This is a genomic window from Brevibacillus laterosporus DSM 25 (assembly GCF_002706795.1).
In the GTDB taxonomy this organism is placed as follows: Bacteria; Bacillota; Bacilli; order Brevibacillales; family Brevibacillaceae; genus Brevibacillus_B; species Brevibacillus_B laterosporus.
In genome coordinates this window covers 613,857-626,272 of sequence record NZ_CP017705.1, presented here as the reverse complement: position 1 = coordinate 626,272, position 12,416 = coordinate 613,857, and the positions used below count along the sequence as shown (strand labels likewise).

The window sequence follows — 12,416 nt, the reverse complement described above, 5'->3', positions numbered from 1 at the left end:
AGTTTTCAGAAACATTCCACAAAAATTTTTATGGAAGGCATTTTCCGCCTCGCGATTATTTGTTATGCTGATTATATCTAACTTCTTTGATAAAGGTTGGGAGGATTTATGAATATCGCAATCATTGGTGGCGGGTCTGTAGGATTATTGTTGGCTGCCAGATTGTGTCTAGCAGGTTCAAAGGTGCAGGTAATCACACGTACGCGACAGCAGGCGGATGAACTAACGAAGCACGGTCTACTATTGCACTCTTTACAAGGCGAACAGAAACGAATTCACATACAAGCCGTCTCGATGGAGGGTGACCTTCCGAAAGCTGATCTCTATGTGTTAGCGGTCAAACAGACAAGTCTTACTGAAGTATTGCCTGTTTTACGTAAAATTGATCCGAGTGCACGCGTCCTTGCGGTGCAAAACGGCATGGGTCACGACGATCATCTGAAGGAGGTGCTTGCTCTTAATCAAATTTATTTTGGTGTTCATGCGGAAGGTGCTCGCCGCCACTCTTACACGGAAGTGGAGCATACAGGTAGGGGAATTTGGCAAGTAGGTTCGATTATTGGACAAGCACAGGAGTCACTTCCTGTAGACCCAGTAATCGAAGCGTTCCTTTCTGTAGGGGAGGTAGCTGGGCTTACCATCAAGTATGTTTTCGACATTCATGGAGTGATGTGGCGAAAGTTAATGGCGAATGCTGTTATTAATCCACTTACAACTCTATTTGAAATTCCGAATGGCGCATTGCTTGAGTCTTCAGATACAGTAACTCTTATGAAAAGGCTATTTGTAGAGGCTAAAGAAGTCGCATCCCTACACGGGCAAAAAATTGACGAGTCTACTTGGCAGGAAATTGTACAAATTTGCCGAAATACATCCAGAAATTATTCTTCGATGCTACAGGACCTGCTGAATTGTCGTCCATTGGAGATTGAAGCGATCAATGGCTATATTGTAAAGCAAGGAAGAGAGCGTAATATAGCAACACCACATCAGGAGGCAGTCTACAAAGCTACTCTCCTCAAAGCAGGCTTGATGGCCCAAAGGGGATAAGTCCATTGCTCTTTCTCTTTAAAAATTTTTGGGGTGTATTAACAATTTTTCCTTTCGCAGCTTTCATAATCACGTTCTTTACAGTATTTTTTTGGAAAAAACAGCAAAAAAAAGCTATTATGTGGTCTGTGAATATTACGAATATTTTTTTAGTTATCTCCGTCACTCAGATCTATAAAGGGTTATGGCCTGAAGCGGTTTCTGCTTGGATACTAATTCTATTGTTTCTTCTTGGCTTGGCAGGAATGCTGTTCTATCTACAAATGAAGGTGCGTGGAAGGGTTTCGTGGAAAAAAATAGGTTTTGCTACCTGGCGAATTTCCTTTATTTTGTTCGTATTTACCTATTTTTGTCTTTTTTCAACCGGCATCTATAAAACGATGCAGGCCGCGCATGTTGGTTTGTCTATCATGTAACGAAGGTTGGTGCATAGGATGACGTTACCCATAGAGCTAATTGGAAACAAAATTAGGGCCGTTCGTAAGGAAAAAGGATATACCTTGGAAGTTATGGCCTCAAAAACCGGTTTAAGTAAAGGCTTATTAAGCCAAGTAGAAAGAGGAATCTCTCAGCCATCTTTGGAATCTTTATGGCGCATTACGAAAGCTTTAGAAGCACCATTGATTCACTTTTTTGAGGATGTAGAGCAAAGTCATATTCATGTGGTGCGTAAAGACAAGCGTAGACTTATGGTGTTTCCAGATTCTACTGGTACGTATTCGTTATTATCAGGCGGCGGTGCTTCTAAGCTAGCAGTCATGGAAGTGCGACTACAGCCTGGAGAACAGGCGAAGGATGTCTTTGTCTCTCATGAGGGAGAAGAGTGTCTAGTTGTAGTAGAAGGTCAGTTACAGGTCAAATTGACAGAGGATGAGTATCAATTAGAAGCGGGTGACAGCATCTACTTTGACAAGGCTCAGTTGCATACGGTTGCCAACGTGAGTGATGCTCTAACCATTGCCATTTGGTCCGTCTCTTCACCTCGGTTTTAAAAAATGGATGACAAAAAATAAACTTGCAGGACACTTCACGGGAGGGGTCCTGTTTTTCGTGCTTGCTCGCCGTGCTATAATTTAAAATAACAATTTGAAAGGGCGAAAGTAGGAGACGAATGAAAACGACAAAATGTTATGTACCAACAGCAAATTCATTTCAGAATGATTTTCAAAAGGAAAGCCCCAAAGCTCTCTCCTTTTTTACATATGCTCCCTATGACCCTAAATCGTATGTTACTCGCATGCATTACGTGTCTAAGCAACGCTATCCGCATCGCAATCTCTTGGCAGATGCTCTAGTTTCTTATAACCAAGAAATCGGAAATCATGAAGCGGCTTTTCATATGATAGAGAAACTTCGTGAATCTGATTCCTTAGTCGTGGTAGCAGGGCAACAAGCGGGACTGTTTACTGGTCCTCTTTATACTATTTATAAAGCAATTGATGTGATTCAATTAGCCAAGCAGGCATCTGCACAATTAGGGGTATCAGTAATCCCGATGTTCTGGATTGCTGGCGAAGACCACGATTGGGAAGAGATTAATCATTTTTACCAACTGACGCGAACGAAGGAGATTCGCAAAGTAAAAGTAAAAGCAAAACATGTCAAGAAACACTCCGCTACAGATATGACAGTAGAACAAGCAGATATGTTACGAGTCATTGAAGACTTCTTTGCTGAAGAGACTGAGACAGACTATAGCGAGACAATCCGATGTTGTTTAGAAGAGACTGCTCAACGATCACACACACTAGTGGATTGGTTTGCACAATTGATGGCACGTCTGTTTGGAGCACATGGGTTGGTATTCATTGAATCCTCACTACCCACTGTCCGTCAGCTCGAACGGCCTGTTTTTGAACAAATCATCCGTGAAAATAAGGAAATGAATGAGGAATTATTACAAGCGCAGGCGGACCTGAGAGAGTACGGTTATCCTGAACAACTGGACATTCAACCACAACAAGCGAACTTCTTTTTCTATGAACAAAAGGAACGCTTATTAATGGAGCGGGTCGAAGGTGGTTTTCAAAGCAAAGATGGAGGCAAGATTTATTCACAGACAGAATTGTTATCTATTCTGCAAGAAGCTCCAGAACGCTTTAGCGCCAATGTAGTGACACGCCCCTTGATGCAGGAGCATTTATTGCCGACCTTGGCTTTTGTGGGTGGTCCAGGGGAAGTGGCTTATTGGGCTTACTTTAAAAAGTACTTTGCTTCATTTGGCTATGAGCTACCGATTGTCTTGAAGCGAACTTCGATCACGTTGATGGAGGGCGCTCTACACAAAATCAAAGAGCAAAAGGGAATCAGCTATGAGACGCTACTTAGTGGATTTTCTGATTGGAAAGAGAAGTGGCTACAATCACTGGACGATCATGGGTTTGCGCAGCGCTTTGAACAGAAGAAACGTGAACTTGAAATGCAGTATCAGGACCTGTTACAAGATGTAACAGCATACGATAAAGGTTTAGCACAATTGGCTCAAAAAAATGTAGAGCGTCTGGTACAGGATGTTGATTTTATGCAAAAACGTACCGAAGAAGCCGTTCTTCGAAAACATCAAGTGGAAGTGGAGCGCGTTCAGCGGCTGGAACAATCCGTAGTACCTCAGGGCAACTGGCAGGAGCGAGTATACCCTATTTTTACGTACCTGAATCGCTTTGGCCCTGATTTAGTGGATCGATTGGTGGGGATTGACTTCGAACGCGATGGATCCCATCAAATTGTCTATTTATAATTTTATCTATGGAATTAAGGTAACAGCGCTCTAGCGATTGGAGCGCTGTTTTTGTTATAGAGATGGATATTCCTATTCTTTGCTTGCAAATAAGGTAGGCTCTGTTGTAGAATCACCCCAAATCTATCGCTTGTTCGGGAGGTACTGTATGAAGGTAGTATTACATCAAATTTCAAATAAAGTGGGATTACGTGAAACGCAATTAGCAGACGCGATACAAAATGGGGATGTCACAGGAGAAGTTCCTAACCAAAACCCATATTCAAAACTTGCCTGGGTCGATCTTTTATCTTTACAGAATTATATGGAGTGGTTATACGAACAAGGTAAGATAACGGAACAAAAATTTTTAAAAGGCATTCGCCATATTGAATTAATGAAGCAGAAGTTAATGAAGTGAATCAAAAATAATGGATAGGCTAGGCGAACCTATCAATTATTACATCATAAACTGCCATTAAAACCTGCAAAAGAGGTGGAACTGGCAGTGCAGAAGAGACGAATCGGTATTTTAACGTATAGAAACGGCAAACGCTTTGGTGAACCTCTATTCTTTCGTCATTTGCTTACAGAGGGAGAAAAGCTTGGGGCGACTGTGTTCCTGTTTTCACCAAAGGATGTTTTTGAATCAAAGCGTCAGATAAGAGGATTTGTTCCTGGCCCTGATAAGTCATGGAAAAGTAAAATGTTTGATTGGCCTGATATCGTGATAGACCGCTATCGGTACTATCCGAAGCCACAGCATCAGGCCTATCTTGCTTTCCGTAAACGTCCGTTGTTTACCTATGCTAATAGTCGGTTCAGTTCGAAATGGAACGTACATCAGGTGTTAAATCAACAGTCCTCTATGCAACCATGGCTACCAGAGACGTTTGCCTATGATAAGGATGTACTCAGCAACATGCTACAAAAATATCCACTGATTTATGTAAAGCCAGCTCAGGGAACAGCGGGCCGAAGTATCTTGCGCATCAAACAGACCTCTTCGGGTTATGATCTATTAGGGAGAGGGTTGCATTTAAATAAGGTGAGTCACAAGATAAATACTCGCACCGAACTTCATCGTTATGTAAAGGAATGGGTAAAAACTCAGAGAATGGGTGAAGAGATTTTCCTTGTTCAACAAGGGCTACAGCTTGATTTGATATCGGGGCGAACCGTTGATACTCGCATTCTTATTCAAAAGACGGAATGGGGAGAGTGGGATGTGACGGGTCTTGGTATGCGCATAGGAGGGGTAAAAAGCTCTACCTCAAATCTACATGGGGGTGGGCTAGCAAAAGATGCACAAAAATTGCTTGTAGAGCGTTTTGGTGAACCTAAGGCAACCAAGATCTTACACAACTGTTACGCGCTCGCACATCAAACAGCTGAAGCGGTGGAATCTAACTATGGACGCATGATTGAGCTGGGGCTTGATGTAGGAATTGATGTATCAGGACGGCCTTATTTAATCGAAATTAATCCGAAGCCTGGACGTGACATTTTTCGAAAATTAAAACGTAAAAAGGTCTATCAGAAAGCGGTAATTCGTCCTATTCAATATGCGTTGTATTTGTTAAAAGAATAACAGATTACTCCACCTAGATGATAGAGTATGGTGAACTGCACAAAAATTCAATATAAAAAGGTGATGTAATTCCTACCTATGTGGTATGATATAAAAGAAGACGGGTTCACATTTACAAAAAGGAGGGTTTTTAGCAAATGACTATAGTTCAAGAGAGCATCGTAAAAGACATGGCCCTAGCGCCTAACGGCCATTTAAAGATTGATTGGGTAAAAGAACACATGCCGGTGTTAAACCGAATTCGGGAACGCTTTGAACAAGAGAAACCATTCGCGGGTAAAAAGGTAGCAATCTCACTTCATTTAGAAGCAAAAACAGCTTATCTGGCAAAAGTGATACAAGCAGGTGGTGCTGAAGTTACTATTACCGGATCTAATCCTTTGTCAACACAAGATGATGTATGCGCTGCTTTGGTGGAAGATGGTATTCGCGTTTTTGCTAAATATAATCCGTCCGAAGAAGAGTATAAAGAACTTCTCATTAAAACGCTGGAAACTCGTCCGGATTTTCTAATTGACGACGGTGGGGACCTTGTGACTCTATTACATGGGGAACGTCGTGATTTGTTAGAAAATGTAAAAGGTGGAGCGGAAGAAACCACAACAGGTATTCTACGCTTACGTGCTCTTGAAAAAGAAGGGAAGCTTGAATTCCCGATGGTAGCAGTTAACGATGCGTATTGCAAGTATCTATTTGACAATCGTTATGGTACAGGTCAATCTGTATTTGATGGTATCAATCGTACAACAAACCTAGTTGTGGCTGGGAAAACTGTAGTTGTAGCAGGCTATGGTTGGTGCGGTAAGGGCGTAGCAATGCGCGCAAAAGGTTTGGGTGCGAAGGTAATCGTGACAGAAATTGACGCAATTAAAGCCGTAGAAGCATACATGGATGGATTTGAAGTTATGTCTATGGATGAGGCAGCTAAGCTAGGTGATTACTTCGTTACAGTGACTGGTAATCGCGATATTATTCGTAAAGCTCACTTTGAAAGCATGAAGGATGGGGCTATTTTATCTAATGCCGGCCACTTCGATGTCGAAGTAAATAAGGTAGAACTACATGATATATCGACAAGTAAACGTGTTGTTCGTAAAGATATTGAAGAATTTGTCTTGCAGGATGGTCGTAAAATCTATCTGTTAGCAGAAGGTCGCCTCGTGAACCTAGCTGCAGGTGATGGACATCCTGCTGAAATTATGGATATGACCTTTGCTTTACAAGCTGTAGGTCTTGAATATGTTAGCAAGAACTACGAGGCAATTGGTAAGAAGGTATTAAACGTACCATATGAGCTAGATGAAACAGTGGCTCGTTATAAATTGGAAGCGCTTGGAAAAAATATCGACAAATTGACGCCAGAGCAAAAAGATTACCTAGAAAGCTGGGTCGAATAGGTAAGAATCTCGCTGGGAAATGGCATCAAAAAATGAAGAAAAAAACCTGCTGACAAATGAAGTGACCCAGTAAATTGAGACAAGGAAAAAGCACCTCCTGAATCGTATTAAACAATATGATTTGATGGGAGGTGCTTCTTTCATGGGTACAAGAGTTTCTTATCCAGAAGAGGTGAAGTGGCAAGTCGTAAAGATGAAGCAAGAGGGTTATACGAATAAACAGATTATGGATGAACTTGGTATCAAGGATAAATCTCAGATAAAGACATGGATGAAGTGGTTTCGTAATGGAGAAACGTATCGGTTTGCTCAACAGGTAGGCAAACAATATATGTATGGAAAATACGGACAAGATCAGCTAGACGAGATAGCTACCAAAGACCTGAGAATTCGTCAATTAGAGTTGCAGATAGAAGTCCTAAAAAAGTATCAGGAATTTCAAAGGAGGTGAAAAAATCGAGCCTAATTGACGTTGTAGAGAGCTTTAAAGATCGGTTTACTATTACGGAGATACTAAAATTGTTTGCTGTACCACGAGCAACGTATTATCGCTGGAAAGCGAAGTTTCAAAACACAAGTACAGAACTTGAATACCTAATTGAACAACTCTGCTTGAAGTATCACTATCGTTTTGGTCATCGCAAGATAACTGCTTTACTAGGTCGTATTTATAATAAAAAAGTGAATCGTAAAACAGTGCAGAGGGTTATGCAAAGGAAAAATTTACAATGTCGTGTAAAAGTAAAGCGCAAGACGTTTAGTAGTGGCGAGAGTAAAATGATTGTTTCAAACAAGCTGAACCGGGAATTTATAGCTTTAAAGCCAAATGAAAAGTGGGTAACGGATATTACGTATTTACCTTACGGTCAAAGCATGTTGTACTTATCTTCGATAATGGATCTATATAACAACGAGATCATTGCTTACCGAATAAGTGACAGACAAGATGTTTCTCTCGTTCTAGAGACGCTTGAACAAGCCACGAAAACTAGAGACGCGCGAGGTGTCCTTCTCCATAGTGACCAAGGTTCAGTTTATACCTCATACGCTTTTCAAAATAAAGCAAAAGAAAACAGCATTACCACGAGCATGTCCCGTAAGGGAAATTGCCATGATAATGCTGTCATTGAATCCTTCCACTCCTCGCTAAAGTCGGAAGAATTCGCCTCTCCGAAGAGAGAGTTCCTAACAAATCTAATGGTATTACAAAAAGTAGAAAATTACATCTGTTTTTACAATCAGGAACGAATTCAGGAAAAATTAAACTACCTGTCCCCATACGAGTATGGAAAACAGGTAGCATAGGTGTTTTTTCAATGTCTCATTAACCTGGGTCAGTCCAAAACGGCAGGTTTTTTTTCTATAATAAGAAGAGGCAAGAAGTGGGGAAAAGTGGGGGAGAGTGGTGTCTCTCGGAAGGAAAGTGGGGATGATGGAATGTTCATGGGTGAGTATCAACATAACATCGATGATAAGAACCGTCTGACAATCCCAGTTAAATTCCGTGACATGCTTGGCTCATCCTTCGTTGTAACCCGCGGCCTTGATCGTTGTTTATTCGTCTACCCGATGGAAGAGTGGAAGGCGTTAACAGAAAAACTAAAATCTCTGCCATTTACCAAAGCTGATGCTCGGGCATTTACCCGCTTTTTCTTTTCTGGTGCTACTGAATGTGAGTGGGACAAGCAGGGAAGGGTAAACATACCACCTCATTTGCGAGAACACGGCCATTTAGTGAAAGAATGTGTTATTATTGGCGTGCAGAGTCGCATGGAAATTTGGAGTAAGACAGAATGGGATGCGTATTCTTTGGAACAAGAGCATTCTTTTGGCGAGATTGCTGAAAAGCTCGTTGATTTTAATTTGTAGACTCGGGAGTGACGTCATTTTGTTTCACCATGTTACCGTTTTATTACAGGAAGCCGTAGAAGGATTACATATTCGTCCTGATGGAATATATGTGGATTGCACCTTAGGTGGGGCAGGTCATAGTGCTTTAATTGCCTCAAAACTAGGTGATCAGGGGAGATTAATTGCTATTGATCAAGATGATGTAGCACTTGCAAATGCTAAGGAAAAACTACAGGCGTATAAAGATAAAGTGACTTTGGTTAAGAGTAACTTCCGCTATCTAAAGGATGTCGTACAGGATTTAGGTCTTGATGGTGTTGATGGAGTGTTGTTTGATCTAGGTGTCTCCTCACCTCAGTTGGACGTAGAAGAGCGTGGATTTAGCTACAATGGTGATGCCCCGCTGGATATGCGCATGGATCAACAAGCCGACCTGTCTGCTTATGACATTGTAAATGAGTGGGAGGAAGCTGAAATATCCAAGATTATCTTTGAGTATGGCGAAGAGAAGTTTGCCCGGAAGATTGCCCGGCAAATCATCCTTCATCGTGAGAAGGCGCCGATTGAAACAACAGGACAGCTTGTAGAGATTATTAAGGAAGCCATTCCAGCTCCGGCTCGTCGTACAGGACCTCACCCGGCGAAGAGAACCTTTCAAGCCATTCGTATTGCTGTGAACGATGAATTAAATGTGTTCAAGACGGCGGTTTCAGACGCCATTGATATTTTGCGTCCGGGTGGCAGGGTGAGTGTCATTACTTTCCATTCGTTAGAAGACCGTATTTGTAAGCATGCTTATTTAGAAAAAGCGCAAGGCTGTACATGCCCACCTGGGTTCCCGCAATGTGTATGCGGAAATGAACCGATTGTTAAGATTATCACAAGAAAGCCAATGCTACCGTCTGAAGAGGAACTTACAGATAACCCACGTGCCAGATCGGCTAAATTACGTATTGCTGAGAAGAAATAACACCTAGGATAAATCTACACCGAAGAAGGAAGCCAGTTATACTTAGCAGGGGGGGACTAAGTTGAGTTATTATTCCCGTGGGAATTTGGCATATGAAGTAAACAGACGTTCTCCATCTCCAAAAAAGATGAAACGTACTGTTAAGATCAGACCCGGGGTACCCACAAGTGAAAAGTTGATGTACTTGTTGCTCATCTTTGCTTTGGTCATTGCCACAAGCATTATAGGCTTCCGTTATAATCAAATTTCGCAAAATAACTATCAGATTCAGGTATTGACAAGAGATATTGCTAAAATCAAGGGCGAGAATGAAGCGATGCAGTTAAAAGTGGATGAAATGAGCAGTCCCAAGCGTATTGGAATTGAAGCGGAAAAAATGGGAATGGTCCTTGATATGAAATCTGTTCGCAATATGGGTGGCATTTCTATAGAAGACAGTAAGAATAAGACAAAAGACGGAAAAACCAAACAAACCGAAAAAGTCCAATAATGTTACTCGCGCAAGAAGGAGTAGCATTTTCTTTTTTTGTCAGAGAGGAAGAGGGAGAGTCCGTGACAACAAAAAAGCGAATGAACATGCGTATTTTACTTGTGGGAATGGGAATTTTGCTCGGTTTTATACTTTTGGTATTACGCTTGTGGTGGGTACAGGTGGTAGATGCTAGCTGGATTAGGGGAGAAGGTGAGGCTCAGTGGAATCGAAATACGACCTTATTGCCTAAACGAGGGAGCATTCTGGATCGAAATGGAGAGGTACTTGCTTTTGAGGGACGGGCCTATCTAGTGGAAGCACAGGTACGTCCAAAGATATTGGCAAATGGAAAAAATGACACGGATGATTATGTGAAAGACCCCGTGATGACAGCGATGAAACTATCTACAGTGATCAATGAGCCGCAGTCCAAAATTCTTGAACGTCTCACTAAGAATCCGAATGCAATCTGGGTTAATTTAGGTCCTGAAGCCGCAAAAATAACCTTGGAACAAAAGGATAAAATCTTAGCTATGCAATACCCACTCGATGAAAAAGGGGTTAAATCCAAACAAAATCAATTACCTGGGATCAAAATCTCAGAAACAACCAACCGCTTCTACCCAAAAGGAAAATTCGCTGCTCATGTATTAGGTTTTCTCAATGCTGAAGGAACACCTGTGATGGGGATTGAACGGCAATTTAAGAAGGAATTGAAGGGTGAAGAAGGCACTCTAAAGATGGTAAAGGATGCGCTAGGCTATCAGTTACCAGATGGGAAAACAGAGTTTAAAGCTGCAAAAGATGGTCAAAATATAAAGCTTACCCTTGACGATCAGATACAAACATACGTAGAAGAGGCATTAGATAAAACAGATGTAGCATTTCATCCAAAGGCGATGTCAGTAATTGTATCTGATCCCACTACGGGCGAAATCCTCGCGATGGCTAATCGTCCGCAGCATGACCCTAACAATTACCGTACTATCGTCAATTATATGAATTTTGGCGTGAGCTATACGTTTGAGCCAGGTTCAACATTTAAAATTGTTACACTAGCGGCTTCTATTCAAGAAGGTGTGTTTAATTCTAATTGGACCTTTAAATCAGGACATTATAAAGCATGGAAGACTGGCGCGCCTATCAAAGATCATAATGGTGTTGGATGGGGCACTATTGATTATATAACTGGTGTACAGCGTTCTAGTAACGTATTATTTGCTATGCTAGGTAACGAAAAGCTCGGACAAGTTAAGCTTGAGCATTATTTTAAAGCTTTTGGCTTTGGAAACCAGACGAAGATTCAACTGCCCGGTGAAGAACAAGGGAACTTAACGAACGTTGAAAAGATAAATAAATTTTCACCGCGTGACTTGGCTGTTACTCCGATTGGACAAGGGGTAACGGTAACACCTATTCAGCAGGTCATGGCTGTGGCTGCTATTGCAAACGGTGGTAAATTGATGCAACCACTCATTGTAAAAGAGCGTATCGATCCACGGACAGGTCAGGTGATAGAGCGGTATCAGCCTAAAGAGGTTGGGCGTCCGATCTCAGAAGCAACGGCACGTGAAACCCGTAAGATTTTGCAAACCGTCGTTGATGGTGATGTGAATTCAGGAGCGACTGGCCGTAACTTTAAATTGCAGAATTTTAGTGTAGCTGGGAAAACTGGTACGGCGCAGAAGTATAATGAGCGAGGAAAAATCATTGATAATAAATATATTTATTCCTTTATTGGATTTGCTCCTGTAGAAAATCCGAGATTGGTGGTTTATGTTGTAGTCGATGATCCGGGTGGCGGAGCATCCTATTCAACTGCTAGTAGGGATGTAGTTGCACCAATGTTCCAAGCGATTATGGAAAAAAGCTTGCAATATTTGCAGGAGAAGCCTGATCGAAGTGCCTTGGCTGCTCAAGCTACTGTGGTAGAAGAAAAGCAATTACAGGAGTCCACTGTACCACAGCTTACAGGTATCCCTTTAAAGGAAGCAAAGGAACGGGCAAAGCAGGCTGGCTTTAAGGAAGTAGATGTGGTTGGTGAGGGAACCAATGTGATTAATCAAATTCCTGCTCCTTATGAAAAAGTAGGCAGCACCACGACCATACTACTTGCCTCAGATGGCAAAGCCTCAATGAAAATGCCGAATTTTAAAGGGAAATCATTGCGGGAAGTACTGGAGTATGGCAATTTGCTAAATATTGCAGTAAGTGCCACAGGTAGCGGATACGTCGTGGAACAAAATGTAGAAGCAGGTACAATACTGACTGGTAAAGAGACGATCCAAGTGAAGCTGTCTCCTACATATGTGTCTGTAGACAAGTAGTTCTAACACTCCTCTTTGGCGAATAGGGTAGGAAAAGACAAA

The 12,416-nt window shown here is 41.8% G+C and carries 12 protein-coding genes; all 12 read left to right on the top strand.

Annotation, left to right across the window (positions count from 1 at the left end; translation table 11 throughout):
• The first annotated feature begins 108 nt into the window (after positions 1–108).
• A complete protein-coding gene (locus BrL25_RS02990; RefSeq protein ID WP_018673328.1) occupies positions 109–1,050 on the top strand; it encodes a ketopantoate reductase family protein in 942 nt (313 codons plus the stop codon).
• A 5-nt stretch (positions 1,051–1,055) separates the two neighbouring features.
• On the top strand, positions 1,056–1,466 hold the full coding sequence (locus BrL25_RS02985; RefSeq protein ID WP_018673327.1) for a DUF3397 family protein: 411 nt from the start codon (positions 1,056–1,058) through the stop codon (positions 1,464–1,466).
• Between the two features lie 18 nt (positions 1,467–1,484).
• Positions 1,485–2,042: a helix-turn-helix domain-containing protein gene (locus BrL25_RS02980; RefSeq protein ID WP_018673326.1), complete on the top strand. Its 558-nt coding sequence runs from the start codon at positions 1,485–1,487 to the stop codon at positions 2,040–2,042.
• A 119-nt stretch (positions 2,043–2,161) separates the two neighbouring features.
• Complete coding sequence (gene bshC / locus BrL25_RS02975; protein WP_018673325.1) at positions 2,162–3,787, top strand: bacillithiol biosynthesis cysteine-adding enzyme BshC; 1,626 nt, start codon at positions 2,162–2,164, stop codon at positions 3,785–3,787.
• Positions 3,788–3,935: 148 nt separating this feature from the next.
• The gene (locus BrL25_RS02970; protein ID WP_018673324.1) at positions 3,936–4,187 is read left to right on the top strand and encodes a hypothetical protein; all 252 of its coding nucleotides are present in this window, start codon (positions 3,936–3,938) and stop codon (positions 4,185–4,187) included.
• A gap of 87 nt (positions 4,188–4,274) precedes the next feature.
• Positions 4,275–5,357, top strand: coding sequence for a YheC/YheD family endospore coat-associated protein (locus BrL25_RS02965; protein WP_018673323.1), 1,083 nt, complete (start codon positions 4,275–4,277; stop codon positions 5,355–5,357).
• 137 nt (positions 5,358–5,494) lie between these two features.
• Complete coding sequence (locus BrL25_RS02960) at positions 5,495–6,754, top strand: adenosylhomocysteinase (RefSeq protein WP_018673322.1); 1,260 nt, start codon at positions 5,495–5,497, stop codon at positions 6,752–6,754.
• A gap of 142 nt (positions 6,755–6,896) precedes the next feature.
• A protein-coding gene (locus tag BrL25_RS02955; RefSeq protein WP_099327220.1) for an IS3 family transposase occupies positions 6,897–8,059 on the top strand; the annotation gives its coding sequence in 2 pieces (ribosomal slippage) (positions 6,897–7,176 and positions 7,176–8,059; 1,164 coding nt in all).
• 132 nt (positions 8,060–8,191) lie between these two features.
• The gene (mraZ, locus tag BrL25_RS02950; RefSeq protein WP_026315176.1) at positions 8,192–8,623 is read left to right on the top strand and encodes a division/cell wall cluster transcriptional repressor MraZ; all 432 of its coding nucleotides are present in this window, start codon (positions 8,192–8,194) and stop codon (positions 8,621–8,623) included.
• 19 nt (positions 8,624–8,642) lie between these two features.
• Positions 8,643–9,575: a 16S rRNA (cytosine(1402)-N(4))-methyltransferase RsmH gene (gene rsmH / locus BrL25_RS02945; RefSeq protein ID WP_018671868.1), complete on the top strand. Its 933-nt coding sequence runs from the start codon at positions 8,643–8,645 to the stop codon at positions 9,573–9,575.
• Between the two features lie 61 nt (positions 9,576–9,636).
• Complete coding sequence (locus BrL25_RS02940; RefSeq protein ID WP_018671867.1) at positions 9,637–10,065, top strand: FtsB/FtsL family cell division protein; 429 nt, start codon at positions 9,637–9,639, stop codon at positions 10,063–10,065.
• A gap of 62 nt (positions 10,066–10,127) precedes the next feature.
• Positions 10,128–12,374, top strand: a complete 2,247-nt coding sequence (locus BrL25_RS02935) for a PASTA domain-containing penicillin-binding protein (protein WP_026315175.1) — start codon at positions 10,128–10,130, stop codon at positions 12,372–12,374.
• The last annotated feature ends 42 nt before the right edge of the window (positions 12,375–12,416 follow it).